This window comes from Micromonospora citrea (genome assembly GCF_900090315.1).
Classification (GTDB): Bacteria; Actinomycetota; Actinomycetes; order Mycobacteriales; family Micromonosporaceae; genus Micromonospora; species Micromonospora citrea.
This window is the reverse complement of record NZ_FMHZ01000002.1, coordinates 6,658,587-6,676,666: the sequence shown is the minus strand read 5'-3', so window position 1 is coordinate 6,676,666 and position 18,080 is coordinate 6,658,587. Positions and strand designations below refer to the sequence as shown.

At 76.9% G+C, this 18,080-nt stretch carries 5 protein-coding genes; all 5 read right to left on the bottom strand.

What is annotated here, in order from left to right; all coding sequences use genetic code 11:
* Nucleotides 1-5: 5 nt before the first annotated feature.
* The 5 genes from GA0070606_RS29575 to GA0070606_RS29555 are packed head-to-tail and all read right to left on the bottom strand — an operon-like array spanning nucleotide 6 to nucleotide 18,013.
* Nucleotides 6-5,468 (bottom strand): type I polyketide synthase, encoded by a 5,463-nt coding sequence (locus GA0070606_RS29575; protein ID WP_091106481.1) that lies wholly within the window; start codon nucleotides 5,466-5,468, stop codon nucleotides 6-8.
* Nucleotides 5,469-5,482: 14 nt separating this feature from the next.
* Nucleotides 5,483-8,989 carry a non-ribosomal peptide synthetase gene (locus GA0070606_RS29570; protein WP_091106480.1) on the bottom strand — a complete coding sequence of 1,169 codons (3,507 nt, stop codon included), beginning with the start codon at nucleotides 8,987-8,989 and terminating at the stop codon, nucleotides 5,483-5,485.
* Entirely contained in the window at nucleotides 8,986-11,313 is a 2,328-nt protein-coding gene (locus GA0070606_RS29565) for a lantibiotic dehydratase (protein ID WP_245724866.1), read from the bottom strand. The genes GA0070606_RS29570 and GA0070606_RS29565 overlap by 4 nt, the downstream gene beginning before the upstream one ends.
* Nucleotides 11,310-14,525: a thioesterase domain-containing protein gene (locus GA0070606_RS29560; protein ID WP_091106478.1), complete on the bottom strand. Its 3,216-nt coding sequence runs from the start codon at nucleotides 14,523-14,525 to the stop codon at nucleotides 11,310-11,312. Before GA0070606_RS29560 ends, GA0070606_RS29565 begins: the two co-directional genes overlap by 4 nt.
* The gene (locus GA0070606_RS29555; RefSeq protein WP_091106477.1) at nucleotides 14,522-18,013 is read right to left on the bottom strand and encodes an AMP-binding protein; all 3,492 of its coding nucleotides are present in this window, start codon (nucleotides 18,011-18,013) and stop codon (nucleotides 14,522-14,524) included. Before GA0070606_RS29555 ends, GA0070606_RS29560 begins: the two co-directional genes overlap by 4 nt.
* Between the last annotated feature and the right edge of the window lie 67 nt (nucleotides 18,014-18,080).

Here is an 18,080-nt window from a genome sequence, read left to right as displayed (position 1 = left end):
CGCCGTCACGCGCGGGGCAGCCGCGGGATGGCGGAGATGGTGGCCGGCGCGGCCGGCTCCTCGGTGGGTGCGGCGGTCGCCCGCAGTTCCTCGATCCGGGCGGCGAGCCCGGCGACGGTCGGCGTCTCGAAGAGGCTGCGCATCGGCAGTCGCACGCCGGTGGCCTTGCGCATCGCGGCGATCAGCTGCACCGCGACCAGCGAGTTGCCGCCGAGGGCGAAGAAGTCGTCGTCGACGCCGACGTCGGCGACACCCAGCCCGTCCCTCCAGACCCGCGCGATGGTGATCTCCAACTCGGTGCTCGGCGCGGCCGACCCGCCGCCGGCGCCGGCCGGCGCGGTGGTGGTCGGCTCCGCCTCGCCCTCCAGGCTCTCGGTGGTCACCCGGCCGGCGCGGTCGCGGATGTCCGCCACCGTCCGGGTCGTGATCACGACCTGGGCGCCCAGCCCGGCGGTGAGGCTGCGCCGGAACGCCTCCGCCCCGTCCACCGGCCGGATGTCCTCGGTCGGTCCCGCGGGCGTCGCCGGCTGCGCCTCCGGCGCGGCCGCCAGCCCGCCGGTCACGGCGCCCTGGTCGACCCGCCGCAGCACGAAGTCGCTGACGGCCACGAGTTCCCGGCCGTCGGCGTCGCGCAGCGACAGGTCGGCGGCGACCACCTCGTCCGTGGCGCTGTCGCGGTGCCGCAGGTGGCTGGTGAACCGCGCCGGCAGCGACCCGCGCACCACCATCCGCCCGTACGACAGCGGCAGGTAGGTGCCGGAGCCCTGGCCGCGGCCGAACGCCGTCGCCACGTCCAGCAGCGCGGGGTGCAGGCCCCACGACGGCAGGTCCCCGACCGCCTCGGCGGGGGCCTCGACGCGGGCCAGTTCCTCGCCGTCGCCGAGGTGGTGCTCGCGCAGCGCCGTCCAGCGCGGCCCGAAGGTGAGCATGCTGGTGCGGCCCCGACCGAACGACGAGTCGTCGTCGACCCGGCGGCCCGCCACGGCCGGCTGCCGCGCCGGCGGGGCCGGCTCGAGCGTCCAGCCCGCCGAGCCGCGCACGTGGGTGGCGCTCTGGCCGGCGGCGAGGCTGCACACGGCGAAGTCGACGCCGTCGTCGGTGGGGGTCAGCTCCACCCGGTACTGGGCGACGGTGCCGTCCGGCACCGAGAACGGCTCCAGGAAGACGACGTCGCGCAGCTCCACGGCGGCGTCCCCCGCGGGGGCGGGCAGCGCGGCCGTGACCGCCGCCCGGACGCACTCCAGGTGGGCGGTTCCCGGCACGACGGGCACCCCGCCGATGCGGTGCTCGTCGAGCAGCCAGTGGCTGGCGGCGGAGACCAGGCCGTGCAGGACGGTCCCGTCGGCGCCGGCGACCTTCGTGGTGAGCACCGGGTGGTCGACCGTGGTGGTGACGGTGTCCCGCCCGGCGGCCCGGAAGCCGGCCGGGGAGCTGGTCTCCACGGCCATGCCCACCTCGGCCCAGCCACCCCAGTTCTGCGACACCACCGGCGCGGCGAAGCCCGCCCCCGCCCGGGCGTACGCGTCGAGGAAGTTGTTCGCCGCGCAGTAGTCGACCTGGCCGAAACCGCCGATCACCGCGGTGATCGAGGAGCAGAGCACCACGAAGTCCAGCGGCAGGTCGCCGAAGACCCGGGCCAGCGCGAGGGTGCCGGCGAGCTTCGGGGCGAGCACCCGCTCCGCCTCGGCCCGGTCCTTGATCTCGGCCATGCCGCCGCCGGGCAGCCCGGCCGCGTGCACGACGCCGTCGATCCCGCCGTACGCCCGCTCGGCCTCGGCGCGCACCCGCGCGAGGTCGGCCGGGTCGGTGACGTCGGCGGCGAGCACCAGCACCTCGGCGCCGGCGGCCTCCATCCGGCGGATCGCGGCGATGGCCCGGCCGGCCCGGTCGCCGCCGTGCACGGCCAGGTGGTCGTCCCACTCCTCGCGGGCGGGCAGCCCCGAGCGGGCCAGCAGCACCAGCTTCGCCCGCGCCCGGGTCGCGAAGTCCTCGGCGAGGGTGATGCCGATGCCGCCGAGGCCGCCGGTGATGACGTACCGGCCGCCCTCGCGCAGCGCCCCCGGCTCTCCCTCGCCGTCGACGGTGACCTGCTCGTAGCCGGTCACCCAGCGGCGTCCGCCGCGCAGCGTCACCTCGGGCCGCTCCGGGTCGACCGGGCGACGCAGCTCGGCCACGAGGGCCCGCTCCCCCGCGTCGGCGGGGCCGGCGTCGACCAGCCGGACGGTCAGGCCGGGCACCTCGGCGGGCAGCACCCGGGCCAGGCCGGCGAGGGTGGCGTGCTCGGGCCGGGTCAGGTCGGTGCCGGTCACGTCGCCGATGCCGGCGGTGACGAGGTCGAGGGTGAACGTCCCCTCCTCGGCGGTCAGGCCGGCGCCCGCCAGGGCCTGCACCAGGTGCAGCGCGCTGAAGAAGCCCCGGTCCTGGGCGGCCCAGGTGGCCGCGATGTCGACGCCGGTCGGCTCGCCGTCGAGAGCGAACGCGTGCACCAGCCGGGCCGGCACGCCGTCGGCGGCGAGGGCGGCAACCAGCGCGTCGTAGTCGTCCCGGACGCCGGGGCGCAGCCGCCAGCCGTCGCCGTCGGCGGCGAAGCCGTCGCCGGGGCGTACCGTCAGCGGCTGCTCACCGGCGGCCCGCAGCGCCGCGACCAGCGCGTCGCCGCGCGGGCCGGCGGCGAGGACCAGGCAGCGGCCCAGCGGCGCGGTGCGCGGCTCCGGGGCCGCCTGCCGCCACACCGGCACCGCGAACCACTCCGGCAGCGGCCGGGGGCCGGTCTCGACCGGCGCCGCGGCGCCCTGCTGGACCGGGTCCGGGTCGACCCAGTAGCGGCGCCGCTCGAAGGGGTACGTCGGCAGCGGCACCCGCCGCGCGTCCGGGTCGGAGCCCAGCCGCACCGGGGTGCCGGCGCACCAGAGCGCCGCCGCGGTGCCGAGCAGGGTGGCGAGGTCGCCGGTGGGCTCGCCCGGGCCGGGCAGGCTGCCCAGCGGGACGAGCTTGCGCTGCGCCTCGGACCCCTTGGCCACCTGCATCCGGGCCAGGTTCGCCAGCTGCCGACCCGGGCCGCACTCCACCAGCGACCAGGTGCCCTCGGCGAGCAGGGTCGCCACGCAGGCGCCGAAGCGGACCGGCTGGCGCAGGTGCGCCGCCCAGTACGCCGGGTCGGTGGCCTGCTCGTCGGTGATCCAGGTGCCGGTCACGTTGGACAGGAACGGCAGGGCCGGCGGGCGCAGCGGCACCGTGCCCATCAGGGCGGTGAACTCGGCGAGGACCGGCTCCATCATGGGCGAGTGGAAGGCGTGCGAGGTGCGCAGCGCCTTGGTCTTGACGTCCAGCGACTCCGCGAACGCGGCGACCGCGTCACCCGGACCCGCCACCACGCAGGTGCCCGGCCCGTTGACGGTGGCGATCGCCACCCCCTCCGGCAGCCGCTCGGCGACCACCGACTCGTCCAGCGGCACGGCGAGCATCGACCCCGGCGCGACGGACTGCATCAGCCGGCCCCGGGCGGCGACCACCCGCAGGGCGTCCGGCAGGCTCAGCACCCCGGCCACCGTCGCGGCGACGTACTCGCCGATCGAGTGGCCGATCATCGCGGCCGGCCGCACGCCGGCGGACTGCCACAGCACGGCCAGGGCGTACTCGACGACGAAGAGGGCGGGCTGGGTGTAGCGGGTCTCGGTCAGCCTCTCCCCCGCCTCGGGGTCGCGGCCGAGGATCAGGTCGCGGATGTCCAGGCCCAGCTCGGGGCGGAGCAGCTCGGCGCACTCGTCGACCACCGCCGCGAAGCCCGGCTCCTCGGCGTACAGCTGCGCGCCCATGCCCGCGTACTGGGAGCCCTGGCCGGAGAAGAGGAAGGCCGGCCGGGGCGCCGGGCCCTCGACCACGCCGGCCTGCCGGCGGCGCTTCGTGCGCAGCGCGGTGACCGCGTCGGGCAGGTCGGTGGCGACCACGGCGACCCGGTGCGGGTATTCCTGCCGGCCGACGCGCAGGGTGTGCGCGACGTCCGCGAGGTGCTCCGGCCCCCGGTCCGTGGCGGACTCCAGGTGCTCGGCGAGGCGCGTCACCGCCGTCTCCAACGCGCTGGCGGTCCTGGCCGAGACGTGCAGCAGCTGGGCGGGGCGGACCCGCCGCTCCCGGTACGCGGCCGGCGCCTCCTGAAGCACCACGTGCGCGTTGGTGCCGCCGATGCCGAAGGAGCTGACCCCGGCGCGGCGGGGCGTGCCGTCGGTGTCCCACTTGCTCAGCGTGTTCGCCACGTAGAACGGGGTGTCGGAGAACTCGATCGCCGGGTTCGGCGTCTCGTAGTTGATGGTGGGCGGGATCAGCCCGTGCTCCATCGCGAGCACCGTCTTGATCACGCTGACGATGCCGGAGGGCTGGCTGAGGTGGCCGATGTTGGACTTCACCGAGCCGATGCCGCACCAGCCCCGCTCGTCGGTGTCCTTGGTGTAGACGGCGGAGAGCGCGGCGATCTCGATCGGGTCGCCCATCGCGGTGCCGGTGCCGTGGGCCTCGACGTAGCTGATGGTGCGCGGGTCGACGTCGGCCATCGCGACGGCCTGGGCGATCGCCTCCATCTGCCCGTCGACGCTGGGGGCGGTGAAGCCGACCTTGCCGGCACCGTCGTTGTTGATCGCGTTGCCCAGCACCACGGCGCGGATCGTGTCGCCGTCGGCGATCGCGTCGGAGAGGCGCTTGAGCAGGGTGACGCCCGCGCCGCTGCCCCAGACGGTGCCGTTCGCGGCCGCGTCGAACGGGCGGCACCGGCCGTCGGGCGAGGTGAAGCCGTCCATGCCGAGGTAGCCGACGTGCGGCAGCTCGATGTTGACGCCGCCGGCCAGGGCCATGTCGCACTCGCCGTTGCGCAGCGCCTCGCAGGCCAGGTGGAACGCGACAAGCGAGGTGGAGCAGGCGGTGTGCACGGTCAGGCTCGGCCCGCGCAGGTCCAGCCGGTACGACACGTTGGTGGCCACGTAGTTCGGGGAGTTGCCGGTGGCCAGCGAGACGGCCCCGTGCGGGCTGCCGCCGACCCGCTCGTTGCGGTACACGTAGCGGTGCAGGTAGAAGTTGCCGCCGGTGCCGGCGTACACGCCGACCGCGCCGTCGTAGCGGCCCGGGTCGTAGCCGGCGTCCTGCAACGCGGTGTAGCAGGACTCCAGGAACAGCCGGTGCTGCGGGTCGGTGATCTCCGCCTCCCGGGCGGTCATCCCGAACAGCCCGGCGTCGAACTCGTCGTACCCGTCGATCAGCGGGGCGCGGTTGACCCAGCCCGGGTCGTCTACCTCCGCCTCGCTGGCCCCCCGGGCGATCTGCTCCTCCCGGGTGAGCTCGGTGCTCGACTCGACCCCGTCGACGAGGTTGCGCCAGAACTCGTTCACGTCGGCCGCGCCGGGCAGGCGGGCGGCCATCCCGACGATGGCGATGGGCTCGATGCCGTCGTCGGGCAGGTCGGTTGTGGTCGGGTTGCTCATCAGGCTGTCCTTCGTCACGCGGTGCCGCCGGGGCGGCGGGGCGGGTTGCGGCGGGTACGGCTGCGTCGGGCGGCGGCGCGCAGCGCCGCGCGGGCCAGCTCCGGTCGGTCGGCGGCGCCGTCGAGGCTGGCGGCGAGCGCCCGGATGGTGGGGTGGCGGAAGAGGTCGAGCATCTTGATCGACCGGCCGGTGGCGGCGGTGAGCCGGGCGTGCACGGCGGCCAGCGCCAGGGAGTGCCCGCCGATGTCGAAGAAGTTGTCGGTGACGCCGACCCGGTCGCGTTCCAGCACCTCGCGCCAGATGCCGGCGATCAGCTCCTCGGTGTCGGTCAGCCCGTCGGGGCCGGTCGGCAGGACGGCGCGCGGGGCCTCGCCGGCGGCGACGGTCATGGCGCCGAGCTGGGGTGTGGCCACGGTCGGCCGGGGCAGCTCGGCGGCGATCCGGTCGGTCGGGACGTCCGGTGCGGCGACCAGCGCGCCGACGAGCGCGACCAGGTCGGCCAGCAGGTCGTCGATCCGCCCGGCGTCGAACAGGTCCGGGTTGTAGACGACCTCGACGCCGCACCGGCCGGCCCGCTCCACCACGTAGACGGTGACGTCGAACGGCGATCCGGGCTTGGGCACCGCGACCGGCTCGCCGTCCAGGCCGGTCAGCGCCAGCCGGGGCGGCGCGAAGTTGAGCACGTTGAACAGCACCTGCACCAGCGGGGCGCGGGAGGTGTCCCGGCCCACGCCGAGCCCCTCGACGATCCGCTCCAGCGGGGCGCCCGGGTGGGCGGTCGCGTCGTGCAGCTCGCCCGCGCACCGGTCGACCAGTTCGGCGAAGCTGGCCCCGCCGCCGCGCACCCGCACGGGCACGGTGTCGATGAAGAAGCCCACCACGTCGTCGAAGGCGGCCAGCCGGCGGTCGGCGACGATCGCGCCGACCACGTGGTCGTCGCGGCCGGTGAGGCGGCGCAGCAGCTCGCCGAAGCCGGCCAGCAGCACCGCCGCCACGGTGGTGCCGCGCCGCTCGGCCAGCTCCCGCACCCCCCGGTCGCACGCCTCGGGCAGCCGCACCGCCGCCTCGGCGCCGGCGTAGGTGGCCACCGCCGGCCGGGGCCGGTCGCGGGGCAGCTCCAGCACCGTCGGCACGTCGCGCAGGTGCGCCAGCCACCAGTCCAGGTCGGCGGCGCCGCGGCGCCGGTCGCGCTCCGCCCGCCAGACCGCGTAGTCGGCGTACGTGGCGGGCAGCGCGGGCAGCGTCGGGTCGCCGCCCAGCACCGCCCGGTCGTACGCCGCCGCGAGGTCGTCGTAAAGCAGCTTCTCGGACCAGCCGTCGAAGACCGCGTGGTGCAGGGTGATCGCCAGGACGTGCTCGTCCGGCCCGAGCCGGTAGACGGTCACCTGCCAGGGCGGCCCGGTGGCCAGGTCGAAGGAGTGCGCCGCACCGGCGGCGAGCATCCCGGCCAGCTCCGCCTCGGCGTCGGCGCTGCCGGTCAGGTCGACCACCGGCACCGCCACGTCGGTCGGTTCCTCGCAGACCGCGTACGGCACGCCGGCGGTCTGCGGGATCCGCCAGCGCAGCACGTCGTGCCGCTCGGCGACCGCCCGCAGCGCCGCACCGAGGGCGGTCGTGTCGAGCGGGCCGCGCAGCCGGTGCGCCACCGCGATGTTGTAGGGCGCGCTGGAGGGGGCGAGCTGGTCGACGAACCAGAGCCGGCGCTGCGGCGGGGAGAGGGTCGGCGGGTTGCCGGTGGTCAACCCGTCGGCGTCGGCCGGGGCGGCGGCGGTGATCCGCTCGACCAGGCCGGCCAGGGTGCGGCCGGTGAACACGTCGCGGGTGTCGACGTGCCGGCCCAGCTCGGCCCGGAGGGCGGCGACCAGGCGCATCGCCGCGATGGAGTTGCCGCCGGCGGCGAGGAAGTCGGTCTCCGGGGTGGGGGTCGCGCCGAGCAGCCGGCCCCAGATCCGGGCCACCGCCGCCGCGAGCGGCTCGTCGGCGTCGACCGGGCCGGCGGGAGCGGAGGCGGGGGTCGTGGCGGCCAGCGCCCGCAGCGCCGGACGGTCCAGCTTCCCGGTGGTCGGGCTGACCGGCAGGTCGTCGCGGCGCAGCACCCGGGCCGGCAGCATCGCGGCGGTCAGCCGCGGCAAGGCGTACGCCCGCAGCCGCTCGTCGTCGGGGGCGTCGGCCGGGGTGAGGAAGGCGACCAGCTCGGTGCCGGCCGGGCCGGGGACGGCCTCCACGGCGACCTGCCGCACGCCGGGCACGCCGGCCAGCACGGCCTCGACCTCGCCCAGCTCGATGCGCTGGCCCCGGATCTTCACCTGCCGGTCGAGCCGGCCCAGGTAGACGATCCGGCCGTCCGGGTCCTGCCGGACCAGGTCGCCGGTGCGGTAGAGCCGCTCCCCCGGGCCGCCGAACGGGTCGGGGACGAACCGCTCGGCGGTCAGGCCGGGCCGGTTGAGGTAGCCGTCGGCCAGGCCCGGGCCGCCGATCAGCAGCTCGCCGGCCGCGCCCGGGGGCACCGGACGCAGCTCGGCGTCGACGACGTACGCGCGGTGGTTGGGCAGCGGACGGCCGATCGGCACCGGGTCGGTCTCGGCGGCGGTCAGCTCGCCGCTGACCGCGAGCACGGTCGTCTCGGTCGGGCCGTACCCGTTGAGGAAGAGCCGCCCGGGGGCCCAGCGCGCGGCCAGCTCGGCCGGCACCGCCTCGCCGCCGCAGAGCACGACCCGCCAGGCCGGCAGCTCGGCCGGGTCGAGCACGGACAGCACGGTCGGGGTGATGAAGCCCCAGTTCACCTCGTGCGCGGCGATGAACCGGGCCAGCCGGACGGGGTCGGCCCGGTCGTCGGCGCCGAGGAGCTGGACGGCGCCGCCGAGCAGCAGCGGGACGAAGAGGTCCATGGTGGCCGCGTCGAAGCCGAGCGAGGCGATGCCGAGGCTGCGCACGCCCGCGTCCGCGCCGGTCATCGCGGCGCAGCCGGTGACGAACTCGACCACGTTGCGGTGGGTGGTGAGCACCCCCTTGGGCCGGCCGGTGGAGCCCGAGGTGAACAGGACGTACGCGGGGTCGCCGGGGCGGGCGGGGCAGGCGGCCAGCGGCGCCGGCCCGGGCAGGCCGAGCGCCTCGACGCCCGGCACGTCGCCGAACTCTGCCACGGCGGCGTCGCCGACCACCACGGACACCCCCGCGTCGGCGGCGATCTCCCGCAGCCGCCGGCGGGGGCCGCCCGGCTCGAGCGGCACGTAGCAGCCGCCGGCGAGCAGCACGCCGAGCACGGTCGCCACGAGGTCGGGGTTGCGGGCCCCGCAGACGCCGACCCGGCTCTGCCGGCCGACGCCGCGGTCGCGCAGCGCCGCGGCCACCCCGGCCGCCCGCCCCAGCAGCTCCGCGTAGGTCAGGCGCGTGTCCCACTGGCGCACGGCGACCGCGTCCGGGGTCCGGGCGGCCTGGGCGGCGATCAGCTCGGCCAGGGTCGCGTCCGGCCACGGCAGGGTCTCCCCGTGGACGGCGCTGATGGACAGGATGTCGGTCACCCGTTCTCTCCCCGGTAGCTCACTGGATCGGTGATCTGCATCCGCAGCTCGCTGACGTAGCCGCGCCCCCGCTCGTCGGTCACCCAGGCGTCCGCCGGGTCCGGCAGCAGCTCGCTCACCGTCACGGTGACGTCGGCGCCGCTCTTCGCGGCGGCGTCGACCATGGCGCAGAGGGACTGGGCGTGCAGCGGGGCGGTGAGATCGGCGTAGCAGGGCTTGATCTCGGTGCCCACCTTGACGAACACCCGCTCGGGCAGCCCGAGACGCGCCCGCCACCGGCGCACGGCGAGGAACCGCTCGGCCTCGCCGGTGACGCCGGCCAGGCCGGTCTCCGCCACCGTCGTCCGCCACGTCCGCCGGGCCACGACCAGCCGGTCGATGGAGATCCGGGGCGTGTGCGCCGCCGGCGCGAGGAGCTTGAAGCTGTCCAGCAGCAACGCGCCGAGCAGGTTCGCGAAGATCTCCATCAGCGGCCAGCGGGTGCCGTCGGGCAGCACCGCCAGCCACTGGTCGCCGTCGTGCTCCACCCGCGCCTCGGTGGCGCGGACCAGCCGGTCGACGTCGGCACCCCGTGCCGTGTCGATGCCGAACTGGCGGTCCCGGGGCCCGTTGAGGGCGTACGTCATGCGGGTGGTCGTGCGCGGGAAGCTCTCCGGGTAGAGCACCCGGGTCCGGGCCGGGCCGAGCTCCGCGTCCAGCGCCGCCCGCAGCGCCGCCTGGTCGGGGTGGAACGGGGTAAGCACCGCGCTGTCGAACGGCACGTACGCCGGGTGCAGCTCGCCGAGGACGAGCAGGAAGTCGCCCCGGTTGAGCGCGTCCAGCCCGGCGGCGGCGATCTGCACGTCGGGGCTGTGGATGCGGGCCGACGGCCAGCCGGGGCGGTCGGCGGCGAACAGGACGCGGGCCCGCTCGGCCAGGTCGGCACCGCGCAGCCGCAGCTCGGTCTGCCCGGGGGCCACCGAGTCCAGGCCGATCAGCTCCGCCCAGCGGGTCGTGAGCCCGGCGCCGGCCCGGGCGATCGGGCCGTCCGGGGCGAGCAGCAGCCCCTGGGCCAGGGCCCACACGTCGGCCAGCCGCACCGGCCCGTCGCCGCGCAGCTCGGCGTGCAGTTCCGCGAAGAGCCGTTCGCCGGCGGCGCCGACCTCGGCGGTCAGCCACCGCGCGGCCGTCAGCACGATCGCCAGCGGCTCGGCCAGCGCGTCCAGCACCCGGGAGCCGACCGTGCAGTCCAGGTCGCGGGCGGTCTCCTCGTAGAGCACCGTGCGGCCGGCGTACATCTGCCCGGCCTGGCGGGTGGCGGGCCGGCCGGTGACGGCGGTGAACTCGGCGTTCAGCGCGGCGAGGGCGGCGCCGAGCCGGTCCGGGTCGCCGGCCGCCGCGGCCACCGCGTCGCGCGCCGCGCGCAGCCGGTCGAAGGCGGCCGCCGCCTCGGCGCGGACCGGCGCGTCGCCGATGGCGTCGATGCGCTCGGCGAGCACCCGCTCGGCCTCGGGGCTGACGGGCAGGCCGGCGTCCCAGGTCAGCAGGTTCCGGTCGACCAGCCGGTCGAGCAGCAGGTAGGCGTCGTCGGCGCTGCGCAGCCCGGTCTCCCCGCCGGCCAGCAGCCGCTCCACCAGCGTCACCGCGGGGGTGCGTCCGTCGCAGGCGGCCAGCAGCCGGGCCTCCACGGCGGTCAGCTCGGTCGGTGGCAGCAGCGGCCGGGTGACCAGCCGGTCGGACAGGCTCAGGTGCGGCGGCAGCGCCGGCGCCCACCAGCGCCGCACCGCCAGGTCGTCGGCGAGCCGGTCGGCGTACGCGATCAGCGCCCACGCCTCGAAGTGGACCTCGCGCCGGGACACCAGCGCCGGCCCGGGGCGCAGCCGGGTGGCGGGCTCGTCGGGGTCGAGCCGGCCCCAGCAGACCGGGCCGAAGAAGCCGATCGTCTCGGCCTTGCCGCAGTAGCGCTGCCAGTAGCGCAGCAGGCTCAGCTCACGCTTGCGTCGCCGGACGTTGCGCACCGTCGGGTCGGTGCGCAGCAGGCCGTCCAGCGCGATCAGCATCTCCGGGTTCTGCCAGGTGACCGCCTCGCGCAGCAGCGGATCGGCGGCGATCTCGTTGGCCTGGGCGGAGCCGTCGGCCAGTGCCACCGCGAAGGTCTTGTCGAACAGCTCGGCGGCGTCCTCACCGGCGAGCACGGCGTCGGCGGCCGCCGCCGCGTCGGGCGCGGCGAAGGCGGCCAGCCCGGCCGCCGGGAAGCCGGCGGTACGCAGGACGACGTCGCGCCACACCGACCAGCCGGTGTCGCCGAGCGGGATCCGGTGGTGCACTCGCTGACGCTCGCTCATCGGGAGTCCTCCCGTTCGTCGGCGTCCACGATGTGCAGCCGCAGCTCGCTGAAGTAGCGTCGGCCGGCCGCGTCGGGCACCCAGGCGTCCTCCACGGTGGGCAGCATCTCGCTGACCACGAGCGAGGCGTCGTCGCCACCGTCGGTGCGGGCGGCCCGCACCATCGCGCAGAACATGCTGCCGAACGCCGGGCTGCTCAGGTCCACGAAGCAGGGCTTGGTCTCGGTGCCGAGCTTGACGTACACCTGCTCGGGCAGGCCGAGGCGGCGGCGCCAGTCCCGGACCGCGAGGAAGCGGTCGCGTTCGCTGGTGACATCGGCGAGCCCGCTCGCGCCGACCGTGGTGCGCCAGGTCTGCCGCGCCACGACCAGCTCGCCGACCGTGACGCGGGGCGTGTACGGCGCGGCGGCGACCAGCTTGAATCCGTCGACGGCGTGGGCGCTGAGCAGCGGGGAGAAGATCTCGGTGAGCGTCCAGCGCTGCCCGTCCGGGCCGGTGGCGACAAGCCGGCCGTCGGAGTCGGTGACGGTCAGGTCGACCGTGGGCAGCACCCGGTCCGGGTCGGCGCCGGGCGCCGGCGCGAAGGCGAGCTGCCGGTCGGTGGGCCCGACCAGCGACTCGGCGACCCGGCTGGTGCGCCGGGGCCAGTCGGTCGGGAAGAGCAGCCGGATCCGCCGCTCGCCCAGGTCCTCGGTGAGCGCGTCGCGCAGCCGGCCCACGTCGGGGTGCGACGGGGTGAAGACCTGACAGTCGAAGGACGCCCAGGCGGCGTGCAGCTCGCCGAGGACCACGGTGTAGTCGCCGCGCGCCAGCGCCTCCGCGTCGGCGGCGCAGATCTGCAGGTCGGGGCTGTGCAGCCGGGCGTTGGGCCAGGCCGGCCGCGCGGCCGGGAAGACCTCGGCGACGCGGGCGGCCAGGTCGGCCACGGGCAGCCGGACCTCGGTCGTCCCGGGTGACAGCGTGGCGAGGCCGAACAGCCCGGCCCAGCGGTCGGCGAACTCGGCGGCGACCACGTCGACCGGCCGGGTCCCGTCGCCCCAGAACAGGCCCTGGGCCAGGAACCACAGGTCGGACAGGGCCACCGGGGCGCCGCCCGCCTCGGCGCGCAGCTCGTCGTGCAGCTCCCGGAAGGCCGCGTCGTACGCCCGCTCCAGCGCGTCGACCAGCCAGCGGGCCGCCTGGAGCAGCACCGCGAGCGGGGCGGCGATCCGGTCCAGCATGGGCCGGCCGAAGACCACGTCGAGGTCGCGGGCGGTGTCCTCGTAGCAGAGGGTGCGGCCGGCGTACATCTGCCCGGCGCGGCGGCGCGGCGGTTGTCCGGTCAGCTCGGTGAAGGTCGCGTCGAGCGCGTCGAGGGCGGTGCGCAGCCGCTCCGGGTCGCCGGCCGCTTCGGCCACCGCGTCGCGGGCGGCGCGGAGCCGGTCGAAGCCGGCCCGGGCGGCCCGCCGGGCGGGCTCGTCGCCGATCGCCTCGATCCGCCGCAGCAGCACCTCCTCCGCGTCCGGGCTGACCGGCAGCCCCGCGTCCCAGGTGACCAGCTCGCGCTCGACCAGGCGGTCCAGCAGCGCGTAGCCGTCCTCGGGGCGGCGCAGCCCGATCGCCGGGTCGGCGACGAGGTCGCGGGCCGGGCGCCGGCCGTCGGCGGCGGCGAGCAGCGCCGCCTCGACGGGGGTGAGCGACACCGGCGGGCGGCCCGGCCGGCGGACCGTGCGGTCGGCGAGGCTGAGCTGCGGGCAGAGCATCGGCGCCCACCAGCCGCGCACCGCCGGGTCCCGGCCGACGCGGTCGGCGTAGGCGCTGAGGGCCCAGGACTCGAACCACACCCACCGGCGTCGGGTCAGGCCCGGGCCGGGACGCACGTCGGCGGTCTCCGGGCGCGCCGGGTCGAGGGTGACCCAGCAGCTCGGCCCGAAGAAGCCGACCGTCTCGTTCTTGCCGCAGTAGCGCTGCCAGTACTTCAGCAGGGCGCGCTCCCGGTCGCGGCGCCGCACGTTGCGGGCCGGGTCGGGGCCGCCGCGCGCCAGGCCGTCGAGCGCGACCAGGGCGCCCCGGTTCTGCCAGGTGACCGCCTCCCGCAGCAGCGGGTCGGCGGCCAGCTCGGTGAGCCGCCGCCCGGCCGCCGTCAGGGCCTCGGCGACCTCCTTGTCGTAGCGTTCCGCGCCGTCGCCGGTGGCGAGCAGCTCGTCGGCGGCGGCCGCGGCCTGCGGGGCGGAGAGCATGGTCAGCCCGTCGGCGGGGAAGCCGGTGGTGCGCAGGATGGCGTCCCGCCACACCGACCAGCCGGTGTCGCCGAGCGGCACCCGGTGCCCGCCCGCCGGCCCGTCGGCGGCGACCGTCGCCCGGTCGTCGGCGTCGACCGGGCCGGCGGCCCCGTCGAAGCCGGCGGTCGCGGTCCCGTCAAGGCCGGCGGCCCCGTCGAGGCCGGCGGTCACGTCGAGGCCGGCGGTCACGTCGAGGCCGGCGGTCACGTCAAGGCCGGCGGTCACGGCGTCGTCGAGGTCGGTGCGGATCGCGGCGAGCAGCTCGGGCAGCCGGTCGTTGAGGAAGAAGTGCCCGCCGTCGATCTCGCACAGGGTGAAGCCGGCGGCGGTGTGTTCGCGCCAGGCGTCGCTGTGCTCGCGGGTGACGGCGCGGTCGTGCCGGCCGCTGAACGCCACGATCGGCACCGGCAGCGGCTCGTCGGGGGCGTAGCGGTAGCTGTCGACCCGCCCGAAGTCGGCACGCAGCAACGGCAGCAGCAGCTCGACCAGCTCGGGGTGTGCCAGCAGCTCGGCGGGCAGGCCGCCGCCGGCGCCGAGACGGCGCAGCAGCTCGTCGTCGTCCACCCGGGACAGCCCGTCGAAGAGGCTGGGCGCGGTCACGTGCGGGGCCCGGGCACCGCCGACGTAGAGCCGCAGCGGCAGCGGGCGGCCGGCGCGGCGCAGCTCGCGGACCACCTCGAAGCCGACCCGGCCGCCCATCGAGTGGCCGTAGATCGCGTACGGGCCGCGGGCCCGGTCGGCGATGGCGGAGGCGACGTCGACCACCCGGAACTCCGGGTCCTCGCTGATCCGGTTCTCCCGCCCCGGCAGCTGCACCGGCAGCACCTCGACATCCGCGCCGAGCCCGTCCTGCCAGCGCCGGAAGACGCTCGCGCCGCCGCCGGCGTAGGGCAGGCAGAACAGTTGCACCGGTGCCGGGTCACGGCGGCCGGCGGAGAGGAACCAGTTCACCTCGCGCCTTTCTGAGGGGGGTCGATCCAGTACCGCTGACGCTGGAACGGGTAGGTGGGCAGCCCGGTGCGTCGGACCGCGCCCTCGGGGTGCAGCGCCGTCCAGTCCACGTCCCCGCCGGCGATCCAGGCCGCCGCCAGCTCGCGCAGCTCGCCGGGGTCGCCGGCCAGCCGGGCGTCGGTGGCGAGCAGCTCGTCCAGCGCGGCGACGGCGCCCGCCGCATCGGCCGCCACCACGGCGGCCCGGCAGCCGAAGGCGCGCCGCCCCAGCGCGAGGGTGGCGGCCACCTCGGCCAGCGCCGTGGCGGCCCCGGCGAGGTGCTGCCGCAGCCGGGTCAGCGCCGCCCGCAGCGCCATCGGGGTCCGCGCCGACACGGGCAGCAGGTACGCGGGCGCGTCCCCGCCGTCGACCGGCTCCGCCGGTGGCGGCTGCTCGACCACCACGTGCGCGTTCGTGCCGCCCAGCCCGAACGAGCTGACCCCGGCCACCCGGCGCGCCGCCTCGGGCCAGTCCCGCACCTTGGTCGGCACGTAGAACGGGCCGGCGGCCAGGTCGACCTCCGGGTGCGGGCGGGTGAAGTGCAGGTTCGGCGGGATGACGCCGTGCTGCACGGCGAGCACCGCCTTGATCAGCCCGGCGATGCCGGCGGCCGCGTCGAGGTGACCGATGTTGGTCTTCACCGAGCCGAGCGCGCAGCTCTCGGCGGGGCCGGCGCCCGCGTACACCTCGTGCAGCGCGGCGACCTCGATGGCGTCGCCGAGCGGCGTACCGCTGCCGTGGGCCTCGATGAAACGGACCTCGCCGGGGGCGACCTCGGCCGCGGCGAGCGCGCCGGCGACGGCGGCGGCCTGCCCGGCCGGCCCGGGCACGGCGTAGCCGGCGCGGTCGGCGCCGTCGTTGGTGACGGCCCAGCCGGGCAGCACCGCGTAGATCCGGTCGCCGTCGGCCTGGGCGTCGGCGAGGCGGCGCAGCGCGACCACGCCGACCCCGGAGCCGAAGCCGGCGCCGGCGGCCGCCTCGTCGAAGGCGCGGCAGCGGCCGTCCGGGGAGGCCAGGCCGCCGGGGGTGTGCCGGTAGCGCGGCCAGGTGACGTTGACGCCGCCGGCCAGGGCGATGTCGCACTGGTAGTCGGCGAGGCTCTGCGCGGCGAGGCAGACCGCGACCAGCGAGCTGGAGCAGGCGCTCTGCACGGCGACCGCCGGGCCGGTCAGGCCCAGCCGGTAGGCGACCTGCCCGGGCAGGTGGTCGGTGAACTGCCGGCCGAGGAGCCGGGCCTCCCAGTCGTCGGGGTCGACGTCGCCGACCACTGCCGGGTTGTCCATCAGGTGGAAGTGGAAGTACCGGTTGGCGGAGGTGGCGGCGTAGACGCCGACCAGGCCGGGGAAGCGGGCCGGGTCGTGCCCGGCGTCCTCCAGCGCCTCCCAGGCGGTCTCGAGGAAGATGCGGTGCTGCGGGTCGGTGCGGGCGGCCTCGTCGGCGCCGAAGGAGAAGAACTCGGCGTCGAAGTCGGCCACGCCGTCGAGGCGGCCGGCCGCCTTGACGTGCCGGGGGTCGGCGCGCAGGCCGGGGCCGACGCCGAGGGCGGCCAGCTCCTCGTCGGTGTGGTCGTGGACGGAGTCGACCCCGGCGCAGAGGTTCCACCAGAAGGTGGCGAGGTCGGGCGCGCCCGGGAACCGGCCGGCGAGGCCGACCACGGCGATCTCGTCGCCGGTGTACTCCCGGGCGGCGGTCGCCGGCGCGACGGGGGCGGGCACGACCGGCGCGCGGGCCGGCCCGGCCGGGGCGTCGAGCAGCCGGGCCTGGGCGGCCACGGTCGGGTGCTCGAAGAGGCGGAGCATGGGCAGCCGCACCCCGAACCGCTCGGCGAGCCGCTGCTGCACGCGACCGAGCAGCAGGGACTGGCCGCCGACGTCGAAGAAGCTGTCGGTGCGGCCGACGGCGTCGCGCCCGAGCACGTCGCACCAGATGTCGTGCACGATCCGCTCGGTGGGGGTGGTCGGCGCCGCCCCGGCGGGCACGGCCCGGGCCGGGTCGGGCAACGCCCGCTCGTCGATCTTGCCGGTGACGGTCAGCGGGAACTCGTCGACCACGACGACCGCGCGCGGCAGCGCGTAGTCCGGCAGCCGCCGGGCGAGGGCGTCGCGCAGGGCCGCCGGGTCCAGCTCGCCGCCGGCCCGTCGGGCGTACGCGAGCAGCTCGCCGTCGCGGGCGATGGCGCGGACCCCGGCGACGCCGGGCTGGTCGGCGAGCGCCGTCTCGATCTCGGTCAGCTCGACCCGGAACCCGCGCACCTTGACCTGCCGGTCCAGCCGGCCGAGGCAGACCAGCTCACCGCCGGGCAGCCGCGCGCCGAGGTCCCCCGTCCGGTAGATGGGCACCCCGTCGGGGTCCACGGAGAACCGGTCGCTGTCCTGGCCGAGGTAGCCGGGGGCGAGGTGCCGGCTGCGCACCACGATCTCCCCGGTCCCGTCGGCCCCCGTGCCGTCGGCGGCGAGGCGCAGCTCGTACCCGGGCAGGGCCGTGCCGACGGGCAGCGGCCCGGTGGCGGCGGGGTCGGCGTCGGCGAGCGGCAGCGCGTACCGGGCGGCGAAGGTCATCTCGGTGGCGCCGTAGCCGTTGACCAGCACGCAGTCGGGGGCGAACCGGTCCCGCCCGCGTACCGCGTCGGCGTGGGTGGCCTGCTCGCCGCCGAGCAGCACGACCCGCACCCGGTCGAGGCGGGGGCCGGGGGTGTCGAGCAGGAAGCGGTAGACGGTCGGGGTGGAGTGGTAGACGGTGACCCGGTGCCGGGCGAGCTGCTCGACGGCGTGGGCGAGGCCGTGCCGGCGCAGCTCCACCGGGACGACGGCGGCCCCGGCGAGCAGCGCCGGGTAGAGGTCGGGGATCGCCGCGTCGAAGCTGAACGACGCGAGCAGGCTTAGCCGGTCGTCCGCTCCGATCTGGAGGGTGGCGATCTGGTTGTCCACCACGTGCAGCAGGTTGCGGTGGGTCTGCCCGACCGCCTTCGGCACGCCGGTGGAGCCGGAGGTGAACAGCACGTACGCCAGCGCGTCGGGGTCGACGGGCACGGGCCGCAGCGGCGCGGCCGGGACGTCGTCGACGGTCAGCACCCGCACTGCCGGCCGGTCGGCGGTGAGCCGGCGGGCCAGCTCGACGTGCTCGGCTCCACAGAGGACGACGCCGACCTCGGCGGCGGCGAGCATGTGCCCCAGCCGCCGCTCCGGGAATCCCGGGTCCAGCGGCACGTACGCACACCCGGCCGCGAGGGTGCCGAGGATGGCGGCGATGGTGGCGGACCCGTGCCCGGTGAGCAGGGCGACCCGGTCGCCGGGCCGGCAGCCGGCCGAGGCGAGCGCGGCGGCGTGTCCGCCGGCGGCGCCGGCGAGGGCGGCGTAGCTGAGCGGGGCGCCCTCGCCGAGAACTGCCGACTGGCCGGGTCGATGGGCGGCGACCGCGCCGAATCGGTTGATTACCGTCGATGTTGTCATGTCAGCGCGCGACGGCTGACCTGCTCATGGGCAGCGTGCAGCACTCGGCAAACGCGATCATGATCCC

Excerpts from the sequence above, each read along its gene's own strand:
- GA0070606_RS29575 (WP_091106481.1), bottom strand. The coding sequence starts at position 5,468 with ATGAGCAACCCGACCACAACCGACCTGCCCGACGACGGCATCGAGCCC.
- GA0070606_RS29565 (WP_245724866.1), bottom strand. The coding sequence starts at position 11,313 with ATGAGCGAGCGTCAGCGAGTGCACCACCGGATCCCGCTCGGCGACACC.
- GA0070606_RS29555 (WP_091106477.1), bottom strand. The coding sequence starts at position 18,013 with ATGACAACATCGACGGTAATCAACCGATTCGGCGCGGTCGCCGCCCAT.